The sequence below is a fragment of the Peptacetobacter hominis genome (assembly GCF_006861675.1).
Taxonomy (GTDB): domain Bacteria; phylum Bacillota; class Clostridia; order Peptostreptococcales; family Peptostreptococcaceae; genus Peptacetobacter; species Peptacetobacter hominis.
In genome coordinates, this window is the sequence record NZ_SGJB01000019.1 from 1 (window position 1) to 17,467 (window position 17,467).

Below are 17,467 nucleotides of genomic sequence, written 5' to 3' on the forward strand. Positions count from 1 at the left end.
GAACTAGCCTGTTAGCTTGGGTATGCTGTAATCATTGGATTACTCGACCAAGAAGCCTCCACTTCAATGAGCCGTAGGTGAAATAAGTGGAGTGTAGTTCACAGATAGTGAGTTATTCCAAAAATCGAACAATTAGTATATTATATAATGTTATTGAAACATATATTTTATTTAAAAATTATAAATATACAGATAATTCGTATGATATAATATATTCGAGAAAACTATTATTTTAGAATAAAAAAGAGTTCGTTGGAGTTGATTGATATGAAAGTACTATATATAGGAGAGGCGGATGTGTTTGCATCTGTTCTCATAAAAAAACTTGTAGATAGAAAATTTGAGACTGGTATAATATCCTACGATCCTTTTGAGGCAGATTTTCTACCCAAAAGAGATAATATAAGGATGTATACCGGAAAATACCACGAGAAAAATATTGAGGGATTTTTCTCAAATTTTGCACCGGATATTGTTATTTTTGCAGGAAGTATTATTCTTGACAGGATGTCTGTATCAGGAGAGTGGGGGCAGTATATGAAAGGTCTTAGAGAAACTCTTAGACTTTGCAGAGATTCGAATGTAAAAAGATTTGTCTATATATCTTCTCTTGAAGTTTGTAGAAAGGAGATTCTGCATTTTAATCTCAAGTATGAAGCTCACAAGGAAGCTGAGAGAATTGTAGATGAAAGTGCCAGAGAAGGGCTTAATCTTGTGAAGCTTAGAATGGGAGATGTTTTTTCAAGAGAGAGATACTGTTTCAAAGGTGGATTTATGGACAGGATAATAAAGGATATAAACAGACAGAAAACAGCTATGACAAATGCAGGTCAGAGATATTTCCCTGTAAGTGTAGAGGATCTTTCAAATATAATTGTGGAGTCTGTTTACGGAGGTTTTGATGGATATGCTGGAAGTTCTGTTTTCAATATAGTTCCGGATAGACCGATAGATGAATTTAATGTTTATATGCTTATTGCAGATGCCATAAAATCAAGTCATGGTATAGCAAGACAGGTTTATAATGTTTCGTATACATTTGATACAGACAAGAGATATAATCTTATGTTTGAGGAAAAGGAACCTTTTATAAAGAATAAAGCGGAGATAAAAATTGTGAAAAAGGATTATATAAAGGGTGGAGTGCTTAGTGTTATTACAAAAAGCTTAAAAAAGAAAAAGAATAAATAAAATTATCGTGATAACTTATTAATATTAAGATGTCATACAAAAGAATTAAAGAAAGTTTAGAAAAGTTATAGAAAAGATTGATTAATAATATAAAAAATATTATAATTATTTATGGAATTGGTAGTTCCATACTTTGTACACATTATTCAATTATTCAAGAAAATTTCAGTTTTAGTATTGACAGAATCGCGTTTATCAGTCGCGAATATGTTTACCTGCGTAGAGGCTTTGATCTATGCAGGTAATTTTTTTGAAAAATTTGAACATATTAAAGACATATGCTTGAAATAATTATTAAAAAGACTTATAATAATTATAGGACTAATAAGTTTGCTTACCATAGTGAAACCTGACCCTCATCAGGTTTTCCAATTTAATATCTATCTTATAGATAGTGGGTGAATAAGTGCATTTTTAATGCACTTATTCTTTTTTTTAAAAAAATAACAAAAAAAGAATAAAAAAGGTATTGCCAAAGTTTAATTTTTAGTGTATTATATATCTTGTCGAAAGGCAAGGGAATAAAAACTTCCAGAAATTAATATTGGGGATTCGCCAAGCGGTAAGGCATATGACTCTGACTCATACATGCATAGGTTCGAATCCTATATCCCCAGCCAGTCAAAAATACTCTATCGTAAGATAGAGTATTTTTAAATATCGCTTCTAATAAGCGATTTCATATATCAATGAAAACTAAACCATTATAGAACAAAACACTCAAAATTCCAAACTAAAACATTCAAATTTTCATTAATGAAAAAAAGACGGTTGTACCGTCTTTTTTTTATATTATTATATATTTGCATAACTGGTATATGATATACTGAATATTATGTAATACTATGTAGATTTGAAAGGAAAGTATATATGAAGAATAAAGTAAAAAAACTATTTACTGCCTGTGTTATATTTGCTCTTAGTTCAGCTAATGTATTAGCTGAGAGGAAAGATCCAATAAGCATGTATATGAATAAAATTCAGGATAACTGGTTTGAGATAGCTTTAGGTATAGGAGTCGGAGGGCTTATAGGAGCAGTTTTTAACAAGTATTTTAGAAAAGACACTTCTGATAAGAAAAAACCAAATAAAAAAGAGGATGAGAAGGAAGAAGTGCAGTTTGCATGGAAGAAGAAAAAGAAAAAATCAAAGAAAAAGAAAAAGTAAGAGGTTTGAGAAGAAGGTGGACACATGAAATCGTCTGATGATATGGAACGAAACGATGAAATCAGAAATAAATCTGATTCAGGAGATTTTGTGAATGAATTTGAAATAGATATAAAAGATGATAAAAATATAAAACAGTATGTAAAAAAAGATAATATAAAAAAAATAAAGGCAGCTGATTTTATAATTGGACTTTCAATAGCATTATTTATATTGTGTATGAGTCCGGGAAGAGAGTTGAGTGTTAATAAGTGGATATACAATCCTTTAGATGGAGGAATATCTATGTATAGTGTATCAATATCGTTTCTTGTATTGACTATATTGTTTACAATACCTCTTGAATATGAGTATGATATGCAGAAATCTGGATCCTTCAAGCTATGTATCTTAAAAAATATAAGAGTATCTCTTTATATGTTTATTGCAGGTATATTAATGACAGTTTTATCTGTTTTAAACGAAGGGATGATACCTTCAGGGTATATTTTTACAGCGATTGGAGTAGTTCATTTTATAATTTATAGTGTATATGTGCTTTTGAAAAAAATAGGTATAAAAAATAGAACGAGTTCAGAAATGTTGTTTTCTTTTGGGATACTTGTTGGTATATTATGCAGTATTGGTCAAATGGGATATATGGATAATATACTAAAAACTATTATAAGTAATAAATTTATATCAAATTTAGTTGCTGCAATTAATATTTATGGGATAGATACAATTTTAAAAATATGTGTATTTATGATATTTGCCGGATTTATTGTTTCTTCTATAGGAATAATGTTCTGTAGAAGAAAAAGAGGAATAAAGAGAATAATAAAAACATCATTGTTTATAGGATTTTCTATTATTGTTTTAGGAATATTGTATATATATGTCATTTCAGAACGATTAAATCCAGGATGCACTCCGTATATATTTATTATGTGTGGTGTATATATAATATTTTTTACAGTTATGTATATAATATTTGATTATCATAAAGGGAAATACACTTCTATATTAGCATATCCGTTTATTGCTATGTCTTCGTCTTATTTATTTATAACACTTGTTGCTGAAGGTATATATAAGATTATGAGTATTATCAGATTGTATTCGATATCTTTAGGTACTTATATTCCCTTTAATGAATGGGTTACAATAGAAATGATAGGAAAAATAGTAGGAAGTTCTTACAGAAGTATTGTATTTTCATGTGTATATATGGTAATATGGTTGTTATTTGGGATGTGGCTTTATAGTAGAAAAATATACATAAGAGTTAAGTAGTATATTGATTTACAAAAGATGTATTGTTTTTTTAGAGAAAAATACTTTTAGATTGAAGTGAGGTGCTTAGTATAGAGTCGTTAAAAAAAATTACCCAGATGTTTCTTAAGATGAAAGCAGTAAACAAAATTATAGTTTTGTTCCTGATTTTTATAATCATGTCTGGAATATATATGGGAGCTATATATTATAAGGACAGTAAAAGAATTCGGGAGTATAAAAATACAGAAATATCAGAGACTGTATATATAAATAACAAGAAATTTGTTCCATCAGAGCCATATAAAGAAAGAAATGAAATAATATTTGTGGCTTTGGATGATGTAATAAAAGCTTTAGGTGAAAAAGTGGATTATGAGGAAAAGAGCTTTGGAAAGATAATATTTAATTATCAGGATAAAGTCTATGAGATGAAGAAAGGATCTAATATTGTAATAGAAAAAAATTCAGAAAAAGAGATAAAAATGGATGGAAGAGTAGAAATGATAAATGGTCATATTTACATACCTGTAGAGTTTGTACTTGAAGATATGCCACTTAATGTTATGAAAGCATCAGAAAATAGACTTTTCATAGACAGTTTTAAATCTAATTTTGATTACTCATGGACAAAAGATAATAAATATATTGCTCATGCAATGGGGGGAATAGATCAGAAAACATATACAAATAGTTTAGAGGCTTTTGAAAGAAACTATAAAAATGGATATAGGGTATTTGAAGCTGATATAGCTATGACCCTTGATAATGAGCCGGTTCTTTTACATGCATGGGGAGGTGCTGAAGATCTTGGACTTCCAAAAGCATGGGAGGGAAAGGCTGTAAGGTATTCAGACTTTAAAGGCCAAAAGATACACGGTATGTATACAACCTTGTCGTTTAGGAATCTATGTGAAGAGATGAAAGAAAATAAAGATATGTACTCTGTTATAGATTTAAAAACTGATGCGAAAGAGTCAAGAGAAATTTATAAAAAACTTGTAAGTATAGCAAAGGAAGTTGATGCATCTGTGCTGGATAGGATGATTCCACAGATTTATGATGAGAATATGTACGATGCGATAATGGATACATATGAATTTAAATCAATGATTTATTCTCTGTATAAGCAGGAAGAGTTAAACGCTAAAGATATAATAGATTTTTCATATGAGCATGGTATAAAAGTTGTTGTAATAGAAGGAAATAAATTCAATAAAAAATTTGTTGAGGAACTTTCTGAAAGAGATATAATGGTTTATATGAATACATATAATAGTGCTGAAGAAATTTCATATTATACAAAATATGGAGTTAAAGGATTTTTCTCTGACTTTATAAATCCTGTTACAGAAAAAAATCCATATATGGATGAGGAAGAGAAATCTACAGATGAAACAACTGAGTAAAATAATAATAAAAAATTATGGAAACAAAAGGTTACAAAATGTAACCTTTTGTGCTATAATGGTTAATATGATGATGGAGATGAATTTGTTTATCAACATCATTTATATGGTATGTATGAATTATGTATGTTTAGAGAATATTATAGATTGCGGTTATGTATTGCAATCAATAGAATATTGTACATTATTTAGATAGGAGGTATTTATGAAAAGAAAATTCAAATCAGTAGCGGCGGTAATGATGGCATCTGCAATAGTTGCACCGGCAATGTCTACAGCTGTTGTAAATGCGGAGAGTATAAATTCTGAAATACAGATAGATCTTGAAAGAACAAGTGTCGTTCTTGGAAGTACATCTGATGTTTCTGTAAAATTTAAAGAGAATCCAGGAGCTGAAAGTATAGTTCTTAATTTTATATGTTATGATATGCCACTTGATGCAGTGTTAAATTATAATGAAAAAACAGGTGCATATGAGGGTACAATAGAGTTTAATAAAGACCCTGAAAATCTTAATGTATGGGAGCTTGAAAATATAGTAGTCAATTCATCATCTCCATATACACTTGATAGAAATGACCTTGAGGATATGGGACTTGATCTTGATTCATGCGATATAACACAGGAAATAGTTGTTGACCTTTCTTCTGTTCAGAGTATACAGAGATATGCAACAAGAACGTCAGCTCCGGTTACTCAGCTTATAGGTGACAATAGATATGGAACAGCTATAAAAGTAAGTAAGGAAGGCTGGACGAAATCTGATAAAGTAATAATAGTTAACAGAAATGCAAGTTTAGAGGGAATTATATCGACACCTCTTGCAACTACATATGATGCACCAATTCTTCTTTCAAGCAAAGATGTTGTACCTGATGAAATTCTTACAGAAATAAAAAGACTTGGTGCAAAGGAAATAATAATAGTTGGAGATACAAATGATGTGTCATCAAAAGCAGTAACAAGACTTCAGTCTACAGGTGCTACAGTAAGTCGTATAACAGGTTCTAATAACTATGAGTTGTCTCTTAATGTAGCTAAGAAAATAGATGCTCATCACGATGTAAATAAAATATATGTTGCCAATGGATCTACAGGACAGGTTGATGCACTTACTATAGCTGCAAAAGCTGGGGAGGATAAACAGCCTATAATACTTGCAGATAAGAATGCAACATCAACATCTACATATAACTGGCTAAAAGGAGAAAGCCTTCAGAATGCCTATTTTATAGGTGGAAGTAATGTAATATCAGATACACTTATAAGCAGTATAAACGGAATAACTTCAGAAAATGTATCTGGAAATAGAGTATACGGTACTGATAGACACGAAACAAACGCGGCAGTTATGAAAAAATTCTACGATACTGATATAGATGCACTTTTTGTTGCTAAATCAGATGATTATATAGATGCACTTACATGTGGACCTCTTGCAGCCAAGAAAAAATCTCCAATACTTATAAACCCTACAAATTATGTTTCAGCAAGACATACAGAAAATCTTTCTACATTTAAGGCTGATAAAGTATACCAGGTAGGTGGAGGAATGAAATCAACTGTAATAAGCTCTATTGCAGCAAGTGTTTCAAAACACAATTCATCTGATGGTGGAAATACTTCTACAGGAACTGGAAAAACTGTAGTACTGGATGCGGGGCATGGAGGAAGTGATTCGGGTGCAACTTCATCTGGTAGAAAAGAAAAAGATTATACGCTTGATACAACGTTAGCTACAAGTGAATATCTTAGAAGTAACGGAATAAATGTTGTACTTACAAGAGACACTGACAAAACTCTTACACTTGCAAGTAGAACAGCAATATCTAATACTATTGGTCCGGATTTATTTACAAGTATACATTTCAACTCTTTTAATGGAACAGCAAAGGGTACAGAAGTCTATTATCAGGTAAAACATAAAAATGGCGGATTAACAAAAACAGCAGCTACTAATGTACTTAATAAGATAATAGGACAGTTTGGGCTTACAAACAGAGGAATAAAATATAAGACAAACAGCAGTGGTACAGATTATTACTATGTACTTAGAACAAATAACTATCCTTCTATACTTGTTGAATGTGCGTTTATAGATAATTCAACAGATATGAATGCAATAGCAAACAAAGGTGGAACTGATAAACTTGGTCAGAAGATAGGAGAAGGTATAGTTCAGACTTTAAAATAGATACTTAATTTAAAGGCGGGATATTTCCCGCCTTTTTATATTATATAACCTGTAGAAATTATATATTGAATATTCATCAGATTGATAGTTGATTATATATATGATATAATCGGAATGTTTCAGATTTTAAATAAGTATGAATTATGAATAAATATTCAAAATAAGATTAGTTAATAAATGATATAATAAATTAAATGTTATTTTATAGGATAGGAGAATTTAAAATGAAGAAAAAAATATTTGCATCAGTTGCGATTGCTATATTAGTCATAATATCATATTTTTCAGGTGATGTAATAAATCATTTTTATTTAAATAATTATAATAAAAGTAGTATTGTAGGTATAGATCGATTTGATACTATTATAAAATCTGGAGAAAGCCAATGGAAAAATTCAACAGAAGCAATACTTATGAATACCTCAAATATAGAAGATGCTATATCTCTATCTTCATATGCTATAAATAATAACGAACCAATATTACTTACAAGAGATACAGAGTTATCCGAATATACATATAAGTTTCTTAAAAACAGTAAGATTAAAAAAGTATATATATATGGTGGAATACATGAGATTCCTAGAAATATAGAAAGAATTATAGAAAGAATAGGCATAGAAACAGAAAGAATATATAATGATTACAATGACAATGCATCTATAGATATAGCTGAAAAGATGATTAAAAAACATAAAAAGAGAGAGGTGTTTTTCGTATACAACAGTGTAGATGGTTATTCAGATGCAATGAGTGTACTTCCTGCATCAGTAAAATATAATATACCTATAATATTCACAGATGAAACAGGGTATAGTAAAGCATCTGATTTTGTAAGAGAAAATTCAATAGAAAAGATATATTTAATCGGTGATGAAAATAAATTCGGTGATACATTTGAAAAACTTTATATGGATTTAAATGTAGAAAGAATTGTAACCAAGGATAAATTTGAACTTAATAGAGTTATTAATAAAAAATTCTTTGATATAGACAATGCTGATACAGCATATATTGTAAAAGCTGGAAATATAAGCAAAGAAGGATATACTATATCGTCAGATTTTATAAATGGGATAGCTATAATGCCGAAATTTGCTACAGGAAATAATATACTTGTATTGAATGATGAAGGATATCTTCAAAAGGAAGCTAAAAATATGATAGATGAATATGGTATAAAGAATTTATGCAGTGTAGGATTTAAACTTGAAAAAAGAGAACTAATTATATTAACAGAAGAGCAAAGAGGTATAATTTCGGGAATTGTATTAAGTGCAATGCTTGTATTTATGCTTATAAGGGGGATTTCTGCGGGCCAAGTATAGGTTGATAATGCTTTGGAAATTAAGTATAATATAAAGATAGTATAAAATAATTTGTTTAACGGAGGGAATAGAGTGAGCTATAATGAAAGCGATAATTTTGATAAATACTTTGAAAATATAGATGTAAGCTTGGTTAAAGGTGGTGTATTATACGATTTATATAAGAGAATACTTGATATAGTTTTATCAGCAATCGGAATGGTAGTAGCTATACCAATAATATTTATTACAGGTATTTTTATAAAGTTTGAAGATAGAGGGCCTATATTTTATAAGCAGGAGAGAGTTGGAAAATTAGGAAAGCAGATATATGTATATAAGCTTAGATCTATGAGAACTGACGCTGAAAAATTTGGTATGCAATGGGCAGAAAAAGATGATCCAAGAATAACAAAAACAGGTAAATTTATAAGAAAAACCAGAATAGATGAACTTCCACAGTTATGGAATATATTAAAAGGTGACATGAGTATAATTGGCCCAAGACCAGAAAGACCTTCATTTACAATTGAATTTGACAGAGATATTCCGGGGTTTATAAATAGATTATCTATAAAACCAGGACTTACTGGATGGGCTCAGGTAAATGGTGGATACGATATAACACCAGAAGAAAAGCTGATTGAAGATCTTTACTATATACAGAATAGAAGTGTGTTTTTAGATATAAAAATACTTTTCAAAACAGTAGCCGTTGTTCTAACAGGAGATGGAGCCAGATAAGATTTTAGATAAGGATACAGAATATATGTTAAAAAAATTATTTGTGGGTTTTATTATATTTGTAAGTGTTTTTTTATATAATGATTGTGTAAAAGCTTATGAATTTAAGAGTATAACAGATAACAAAACAAATATCTCTATTGATATATCAGAGCCATATATACATGAAACCGGTCGTGTGTTTATGATAAGTGAAGCTGCTGTATTCGATGGAATTAGTGCATCAGTATTGGCGGATATAAAAGAAACACCTGTTATTGTCATATCAGGGAAAAATATGTCTTCTGAAGAGGAGAACACTTTAAAAAAGAATGGAATAAAAGAAGTAACTATTATAGGTGGAGCAGATAGTATATCTCTAGAAACAGAAGGCAAATTAAAAGATATGGAAGTTGAAGTGAAAAGAATACATGGTATTGATAGAAATGATACAAGTATGAAAATACTTGATGAAATTTCTTCTGTTAAAGAAGTAGATGAGATTTACTGTGTAAATCCTAGCATGAGTATGAATAAAATCATGCACATATATTTGGATGCTTTAAAAAGGGATATACCTGTTATATGGGAGTCTAGAGATATAATAGAACAAGTTGAACAAAAGTATGGAAAAGATAATATAACATATTTTGGAAAAGATAGAGAGTTTAGTCGAAATATAAATTATAATAAAATAATACATATGGCAGAAGATAAGAATACTAAAAAAGTATTTGCAATAAACTCAAATAAATATAAAGTAGAGGATATAACTACAAGTATCTCATCATGTGTAGTCGCATCAAAGTATGGGTACGATGTGATGATTACAGAGGGGTATATTACATCTAAAGATATAGCATGTATAGAAAAATCAAATCTGGAGGATATTATAACAATTGGTTTTGATTATAATAAACAAAATATTTTAAATATATTCTGGAATAGTGGTATGAAGAATGTGATAATACTTATACTGCTTATTTTTATAATATTTTTCAGAGCGATTATACTAAAATAGAAAAGGAGGTATTGTCGCATTGTTTCGATGTGGCAGAGATGTATATGTCAAATACAGCAACAGCAGCATTGTGGATAATGATGGCTACAATGCTTTCAAAAGTTCTTGGTTTTTTTAGAGAAGTTGTTCTTGCAACTTTTTATGGAACCGGAGAATACGCAGATGTATTTCTGCTTACTCTTAATATACCAAGTCTTATAATAGCAGTTGTAGGGACTGCAATAGCAACAATATATGTCCCTATATATTTTAAAACAAAAGAAAAAAGTGGGGAAGAGGGAAGTCTTAGATTTACCAATAATATGATAAATATAGTTCTTGTATTTTCTATTATAGTATGTATTCTAGGGCTTATTTTTACTGGAAATATAATTGAAATTCTGGCCGTTGGATTTGAAGGAGAAAAATTTGATCTTGCGGTTAAGTTTACAAAAATAATGTTTTCAGGTGTAATCTTCTTAAGTATAAGCAAAATAGTAAGCTCATATCTGCAGGTAAATGATAATTTTGTCATACCAGGTCTTGTTGGTTTACCATATAATATAATAATAATAACTGCAATTGTACTAAGTACAAAAACAAGTATTGAAATAATGGCTATAGGTGCTCTCTTAGGTATGGCCAGCCAGATGCTTTTTCAGATACCTGCTGCAATAAAAAAGAAGTACAGATATATGCCGTATTTCAACTTGAAAGATGAAAATATAAAAGAAATGATAGTGTTGATGATGCCTATACTTATAGGGGTTGCAATAGGTCAGATAAATATAATGGTAGATAAAACTTTGGCATCTACTCTTGGCGATGGTCCACTATCAGCGCTTAATTATGCCAATAAATTAAATGATTTTGTTATGGCTCTATTTGTAACATCAATAGTCACAGTTATATATCCAAAACTTGCACAAATGACACAGAATGAAAATAGAGAACGATTTATTGATACAATAGTAACTTCTGCAAACTCTATAGTTCTACTGGTGTTGCCTATAACAGTAGGAGCAATAGTTTTGGCTGAACCTATAGTCAGGATACTATTTGAAAGGGGTGCATTCAACTCAGAGTCTACTGAAATGACGTATAATGCACTTAGGTTCTATTCTTTGGGTCTTGTAGCCATGGGTCTTAGAGATGTTCTTATAAGAGTTTTTTATTCGCTTTCAGATACTAAAACACCAATGATAAATGGAAGCATAGCTCTTATAATAAATATTGTTCTTAACTTTATACTTATAAAACCATTTGGATATAAGGGTCTTGCTGTATCTACAAGTATTGCTTCTATAATAACAATTATTCTTATGTTCTATACACTTAAAAAGAAAGCAGGATATTTTGGATTAGATAGAATGATGAAAACAGGTATAAAAAGCCTTATAGCATCATTAATTATGGGAATCGTTTCATGGTTTGTATATAATATGAGTTATTCGATGATTGGAACAGGTATGATAAATGAAATTATATCTGTCGGAATTTCAGTAGTTATTGGTGCTGCAATCTATTTTATAATTATAAAATTGATGAAAGTTGAAGAAATTAGTATGGTATATGAAATACTGAATAATATGAAACGAAAAATTATCAAGAAGTAATATATAGGGAGAGGTAAGATTATGTGTTATAAAAAAGAATACAGCAAATGGTTGCTTTCGGAATATTTCGATTCAGAAACAAAAGAAGAGCTTATTAGTATAAAAGATGACGAAAATGAAATAGAAGAAAGATTTTATAAAAATCTTGAATTTGGGACTGGTGGACTAAGAGGAAAAATAGGTGCTGGGACCAATAGAGTAAACAAGTACACTATAAGAAGAGCTACAGCAGGACTTTGTGAATATATAAAAAAATCATTTGGAAAAGAAAATAACAGAATTGTGATAGCTCATGATAATAGATATAAATCACGTGAATTCTGTATTGAAACAGCAAAGGTTATGGCTGAAAATGGTATAAAATCATACATCTTTGATGATTTACGTTCAACCCCAGAACTTTCTTTTGCTGTTAGATATTTGAAATGTACTATGGGAGTAGTTATAACAGCAAGCCATAATCCAAAAGAATATAATGGTTATAAAGTCTATGATAGTAATGGCGGACAAATATGTATAGAAGTGGCAGATAATATAATAGCAGAGATAAATTCAATAAAGGATTATTCGGCAATAAAAGTTAAATCTTATGATGAATATTTAAAACTGAATATGATAGAGGTTCTAGATAATAGCGTTGATGATGCATTTATAGATGCTGTTAAAGAACAGATTGTAAATGAGGATATAGTCTGTAAATATGCTAAAGATTTAAAAATAGTATATACACCTATACATGGAACAGGGTTGATGCCTATATCAAGGGTTTTAAATGAGTGCGGATTTAAAAACTTATCTATTGTTGAAGAACAGACAATACACGATCCTATGTTTTCTACTGTAAAATATCCAAATCCTGAAGAAATATCAGTTTTTGATATGGCTAAAAAACTTTCTGACAAGGTGGGTGCAGATATAATAATGGGAACTGATCCTGACTGCGATAGAGTAGGTCTTATTGTAAAAAATAAGAAAGGGGAATATAAGGTTCTAAATGGAAATCAAATAGGCTCATTGATGGTAAGATATATATTGGAAAATATGAACGGGAATATACCATCAAATTCTGTAATAATAAAAACAATAGTAACATCTGAGCTTGGCGCAGAAATAGCATCAAAATATGGTGTTGAAACAATAAACACGCTTACAGGTTTCAAGTTTATTGGAGAAAAGATAAATGAGTTTGAAAAAACAAATGAAAAGCATTTTATAATGGGATATGAAGACAGCTATGGTTACCTTATAGGAACTCATGCCAGAGATAAAGACCGGGTTGTATCAGCACTTATAATATGTGAAATTGCTGCTTATTGTAAATCAAAAGGTATAAGTATATATGAATATATGTATGATACTTATGAAAAGTATGGTTATTATTCAGATAAATTGAAGTCAATTGTAATAGAGGGTAAAAAAGGAGTTGAAAAGATAAGTGAGATAATGACATATCTTAGAAATTCCGATCCTAATGAAATTGGATTTAATGATCTTTTAGAGATTAAAGATTATAAAAATGGCATAGATGGACTTCCAAAATCTAATGTACTTAAATTTATAATGAAGGATAAATCATGGCTTGCAATAAGACCATCAGGAACAGAGCCTAAAATAAAGATATATTTTGGAGCAAAATCAGATGATAGTATTGAAGATTCTGATAGAAAACTTAATTCTATGTATGAAAATATTATGAATATAATAGAAAGTATATAGAATTTTAAATATAATTAATTCGGAGTTGATGATATGAATATATATAATGTTATAATGGCTGGAGGTGGAGGAACAAGATTCTGGCCTCTTAGTAGACAAGAACTTCCCAAACAGCTTATAAATCTAAGTGGTGAAGATGCGCTTATAAATGAGACTATAGCAAGAATAGAGGAACTTTCAGACAAAGATAAACTTTTTGTTGTGACAAATGAAAAACAAGTTGATGCACTTTCTGAAATCGTAGGAGATAAGTGTATCAAGGAAAATATTTTAAAGGAACCTCTTGCAAGAAATACAGCAGCTGCAATAGGATTTGCTGCATTTAATATAATGAAAAAGTATGGAGATGGAGTTATGTGTGTATATCCTGCAGATCATTATATCAAAGATGAAATAAATTTCAGAGAAACTATAAAAACAGCAATAGAAGCAGCTGAAAAATATAATAAGCTAGTTACAATTGGTATAACTCCTACATTTCCATCAACAGGATATGGATATATAAAATTTGATAATGAATCTGTAATCTCAGATAAGGTATATGATGTTATAGAGTTTGTTGAAAAACCAAGTTTTGAAGTGGCAAAGGAATATATAAGTTCCAATGAGTACTTATGGAACAGTGGAATGTTTGTATGGAAAGTATCAAAAATTTTAGAGGATTTTAAAAGATATCTTCCTAAAGTCTATAATCAGCTTGAAAAAATCTCTATGGATATAGGAAAGCCTTGTGAATATGAAACAGTAAAAAAAATATATCCTTCTCTACAATCTATATCTATAGATTACGGTATAATGGAGAGAAGTAATGATGTAGTTGTAGTTCCTGGAAATTTTGGATGGAATGATGTAGGTTCATGGGATTCTCTTGGAGCCATATATCCATCAGATGAGGAAGGAAATATAAAAAGAGGGGATCTTATAACTATAGATACTTCAAATTCAATTATTTATTCTGATGATAAGTTAATATCTACTGTAGGCATAAATGACTTAATAGTTGTTTCTACAAATGATGCAGTTATGGTCTGTAGAAAAGATAGAGCTCAGGACGTAAAAAAAATAGTTGAAATGCTTAAAGAAAAAGATAAACAGGAATATATATAAATAAAAGGAGTTGTTTTAATTGATACCTAAGATAATACACTATGTGTGGATAGGTGGACCAAAAGGTAATGTTGAAAATATATGTATAAACTCATGGAGAGAGAAACTTCCAGATTATGAAATAATGGAATGGAATGAGAATACAATGGATATAGAAAGTGAAATAAAAGGTATAAGATTTCTTGAAGAGTGCTATAAGAGAAAAATTTGGGCTTTTATTTCAGATTATATAAGAATAAAAAAACTTTATGAATATGGTGGCGTATATCTTGATACAGATATGCAGATTCTAAAGGATATAACAGAGCTTCTTGAAGATAAAAAAGTTGTACTTGGATATGAAAGTGAAGAATATGTAAACTGTGCTATAGTAGCAACAGAGAAGGGAAATCCATTTTGTAAGAACCTTATGGAGTTTTATAAAAAGGATATAATGGAAAGTGATTTGTATACTATACCTAAAGTAGTTACATATATGCTTTCAAATAAATATAAACAAATAGATAGAAATAACTTTTCTGAAGGTATTTATATCTATGATCAGGAATATTTTTATCCATTCCACTTTACAGAAGAATTTGATTATTCGTGTATAAAAGAAAATACATATGGAATACACTGGTGGGGAAAAAGCTGGGCCAAAAAAAGAAGCTATTTTCTTGAAACAAAGCATATGCATGGTTTAGAAAAAATAATAAAGATTCTTAAAATATTCATAAAAAACTCTATGATAAGATTTAAAAAAGGAGCTTAGAATGGAAGTATTAGAAAATAAATATAATACAATACAAAAGATACTTTTTACAATAACGGTATTTGTTATACTTACAAGAAAATATACAATATCTATGGTAAAAGAATATCTTGTACCGGATAATATTATGTCAATTCTTTTTTATTTATCGATCCTTCTTCCAGGGATAATAATTCTTTTAAAGAAAAAACATAGTTTAAAAGAAGTTGTTATAATATTTTTCTCATTAGTACTCTATTTTTTTACTAAAGAGGGATCTATACTGCGGATAGTTCTTTTAGCAGCGAGTGTTATAGATATAGATGATGAGTATGTGATAAAAATATATATGATTGCTTCTGTTATATTTGTAGTTATGTCTATATTGTCCGGAAACATGTTGGATGAATTTGTAAAACAGCCGGAAATTCATTATAGATTTACAAATGGAAGATTTGTTTTTAGAGAGACTTTTGGATTTGCAAATCCGAACTCTGTATTTTTATTTACATTGCCAATATATGCTGCATATATTTTTTTAAGATTTGAAAAATATAATTGGATAGATAGAGGAATACTATTTGCAACAACTATATATATATATATGAATACGATGAGTAGAACAGGGCTTATAACAGCTTTAATGGCTCTTATTATAGTAGATATATTGAGATATATAGATTTACAGAAACAAAAAATATATGGGATTATAATAAAAGTAACACCAATATTATTTGCTGTAGGTTCAGTATTAGTAGGAACTGTATTTTCTAATATTTCTATACTGAATGATGTTCTTGCCTCAAGACCAATGCATTGGAATGCTTATCTTATTGAAGAAGGAAACATATTAACTCTATTTGGAAATAAATACTCTGATTTGGTCAAGGAAATACATCCACTTGACAGTTCATATATATATATAATAGCGGTGCTTGGATTATGTTCATTTGTATTTTTTATGTATTTACTTTATAAGGGACTTGATGAGTTTATAAAAAAAGATAATAAAAAATATATAGCAATAGTAATGATGTTTTTGGTTTACTCTATTGCCGAAAATATTCTTCTTGAAGCAGGTTACAATTTTACAATAATACTTCTTATAAAATATGTGATGAAGAGCTCTGAAAATGAAATGAGTATTTTAGAAATGATAACATATCTGAAAAATAAAATAAAAAGGAGAGCGGTTTAATTATGGTATCACTTATAATGCCGACGCTGAACCGATTTGACGATATAGAGCTTTTCTTTGAAAGTCTTCTGATTCAGGAGTATAAAGATTTTGAAATTATAGTTGTTGATCAGAATGAATGTTCTAAAGTTATGGAAATCAGCGAAAAGTATAAAGATAAACTTGATCTTAAATACATAAAAAGTGATAGAAAAGGATTAAGTTATAATAGAAATCTGGGGATTCTAAAAGCAAAAGGAGAAATAATTGCATTTCCAGATGATGATTGTACCTATAAAAAAGAAACAATAAAAAAAGCTGTTGATTTTTTTGAATCTAATGATGAATATAGAATATATAGTTGTAAAACTATGGATAAAAATAATATAGATGCATTTAAAAAAATGTGTCCACAAAATTGCGAAATAAATGCAAAAAATGTATTTGATACAATAACATCAATAACTTTTTTTGTGAATTTTAAAAAAGATTCATATTTATTATTTGATGAAAAACTGGGAGTTGGAGCAGAATTTGGAGCAGGTGAAGAAATTGATTATATATTAGAACTTCTATCAAAAGGTTATCGTGGAAGATACTTTTGTGAAGATGTGATATATCATCCTGCAAAAAAACATAAAAAATCCAAGGAAAAGTTTCAAAGAGATTTTAATTATGGAAGAGGATTTGGAGCTTTATGTAAAAAACAGATTATATATAGAAAAGATTTAGGATTTTCATGGATTTTCATCAAAAAAATTGTAAGAAACATAGGTGGAATTATTCTATCTGGAAATAGAGATTATCATATAGCCACAATAAAAGGAAGAATTGATGGTTTTATGAAATATAGAACGGGGGATAAATATTAAC

Annotated in this window: 14 protein-coding genes and 1 tRNA gene; all 15 read left to right on the top strand. The window is 29.2% G+C overall.

What is annotated here, in order from left to right:
* Positions 1-267: 267 nt before the first annotated feature.
* Positions 268-1,191 (top strand): NAD-dependent epimerase/dehydratase family protein, encoded by a 924-nt coding sequence (locus EXD82_RS09030; protein ID WP_142536594.1) that lies wholly within the window; start codon positions 268-270, stop codon positions 1,189-1,191.
* A gap of 545 nt (positions 1,192-1,736) precedes the next feature.
* Positions 1,737-1,811 (top strand) — tRNA-Gln (locus EXD82_RS09035).
* 250 nt (positions 1,812-2,061) lie between these two features.
* Entirely contained in the window at positions 2,062-2,358 is a 297-nt protein-coding gene (locus tag EXD82_RS09040; RefSeq protein WP_142536595.1) for a hypothetical protein, read from the top strand.
* A 24-nt stretch (positions 2,359-2,382) separates the two neighbouring features.
* Positions 2,383-3,633, top strand: coding sequence for a hypothetical protein (locus tag EXD82_RS09045; RefSeq protein WP_142536596.1), 1,251 nt, complete (start codon positions 2,383-2,385; stop codon positions 3,631-3,633).
* 110 nt (positions 3,634-3,743) lie between these two features.
* On the top strand, positions 3,744-5,021 hold the full coding sequence (locus EXD82_RS09050) for a stalk domain-containing protein (protein WP_174919216.1): 1,278 nt from the start codon (positions 3,744-3,746) through the stop codon (positions 5,019-5,021).
* Between the two features lie 205 nt (positions 5,022-5,226).
* Positions 5,227-7,215, top strand: coding sequence for an N-acetylmuramoyl-L-alanine amidase (locus EXD82_RS09055; protein ID WP_142536598.1), 1,989 nt, complete (start codon positions 5,227-5,229; stop codon positions 7,213-7,215).
* A 224-nt stretch (positions 7,216-7,439) separates the two neighbouring features.
* Positions 7,440-8,543, top strand: coding sequence for a cell wall-binding repeat-containing protein (locus EXD82_RS09060; protein WP_174919217.1), 1,104 nt, complete (start codon positions 7,440-7,442; stop codon positions 8,541-8,543).
* Positions 8,544-8,615: 72 nt separating this feature from the next.
* A complete protein-coding gene (locus tag EXD82_RS09065) occupies positions 8,616-9,266 on the top strand; it encodes a sugar transferase (protein WP_142536600.1) in 651 nt (216 codons plus the stop codon).
* A gap of 25 nt (positions 9,267-9,291) precedes the next feature.
* The gene (locus EXD82_RS09070; RefSeq protein WP_142536601.1) at positions 9,292-10,266 is read left to right on the top strand and encodes a cell wall-binding repeat-containing protein; all 975 of its coding nucleotides are present in this window, start codon (positions 9,292-9,294) and stop codon (positions 10,264-10,266) included.
* 44 nt (positions 10,267-10,310) lie between these two features.
* Entirely contained in the window at positions 10,311-11,861 is a 1,551-nt protein-coding gene (murJ, locus tag EXD82_RS09075) for a murein biosynthesis integral membrane protein MurJ (protein ID WP_142536602.1), read from the top strand.
* 21 nt (positions 11,862-11,882) lie between these two features.
* Positions 11,883-13,577, top strand: a complete 1,695-nt coding sequence (locus EXD82_RS09080) for a phospho-sugar mutase (protein WP_142536603.1) — start codon at positions 11,883-11,885, stop codon at positions 13,575-13,577.
* 33 nt (positions 13,578-13,610) lie between these two features.
* Complete coding sequence (locus tag EXD82_RS09085; protein ID WP_142536604.1) at positions 13,611-14,684, top strand: mannose-1-phosphate guanylyltransferase; 1,074 nt, start codon at positions 13,611-13,613, stop codon at positions 14,682-14,684.
* Between the two features lie 19 nt (positions 14,685-14,703).
* Entirely contained in the window at positions 14,704-15,438 is a 735-nt protein-coding gene (locus EXD82_RS09090) for a glycosyltransferase family 32 protein (RefSeq protein WP_142536605.1), read from the top strand.
* A gap of 1 nt (position 15,439) precedes the next feature.
* The gene (locus EXD82_RS09095) at positions 15,440-16,615 is read left to right on the top strand and encodes a polysaccharide polymerase (RefSeq protein ID WP_142536606.1); all 1,176 of its coding nucleotides are present in this window, start codon (positions 15,440-15,442) and stop codon (positions 16,613-16,615) included.
* Between the two features lie 2 nt (positions 16,616-16,617).
* Complete coding sequence (locus EXD82_RS09100; protein ID WP_246082041.1) at positions 16,618-17,466, top strand: glycosyltransferase family 2 protein; 849 nt, start codon at positions 16,618-16,620, stop codon at positions 17,464-17,466.
* The last annotated feature ends 1 nt before the right edge of the window (position 17,467 follow it).

Bases quoted from the DNA above. Each gene is read 5' to 3' on its own strand.
- EXD82_RS09030 (WP_142536594.1), top strand. From the start codon at position 268: ATGAAAGTACTATATATAGGAGAGGCGGATGTGTTTGCATCTGTTCTC.
- EXD82_RS09040 (WP_142536595.1), top strand. From the start codon at position 2,062: ATGAAGAATAAAGTAAAAAAACTATTTACTGCCTGTGTTATATTTGCT.
- EXD82_RS09045 (WP_142536596.1), top strand. From the start codon at position 2,383: ATGAAATCGTCTGATGATATGGAACGAAACGATGAAATCAGAAATAAA.
- EXD82_RS09050 (WP_174919216.1), top strand. From the start codon at position 3,744: ATGAAAGCAGTAAACAAAATTATAGTTTTGTTCCTGATTTTTATAATC.
- EXD82_RS09055 (WP_142536598.1), top strand. From the start codon at position 5,227: ATGAAAAGAAAATTCAAATCAGTAGCGGCGGTAATGATGGCATCTGCA.
- EXD82_RS09060 (WP_174919217.1), top strand. From the start codon at position 7,440: ATGAAGAAAAAAATATTTGCATCAGTTGCGATTGCTATATTAGTCATA.
- EXD82_RS09070 (WP_142536601.1), top strand. From the start codon at position 9,292: ATGTTAAAAAAATTATTTGTGGGTTTTATTATATTTGTAAGTGTTTTT.
- murJ (WP_142536602.1), top strand. From the start codon at position 10,311: ATGTCAAATACAGCAACAGCAGCATTGTGGATAATGATGGCTACAATG.
- EXD82_RS09080 (WP_142536603.1), top strand. From the start codon at position 11,883: ATGTGTTATAAAAAAGAATACAGCAAATGGTTGCTTTCGGAATATTTC.
- EXD82_RS09085 (WP_142536604.1), top strand. From the start codon at position 13,611: ATGAATATATATAATGTTATAATGGCTGGAGGTGGAGGAACAAGATTC.
- EXD82_RS09095 (WP_142536606.1), top strand. From the start codon at position 15,440: ATGGAAGTATTAGAAAATAAATATAATACAATACAAAAGATACTTTTT.
- EXD82_RS09100 (WP_246082041.1), top strand. From the start codon at position 16,618: ATGGTATCACTTATAATGCCGACGCTGAACCGATTTGACGATATAGAG.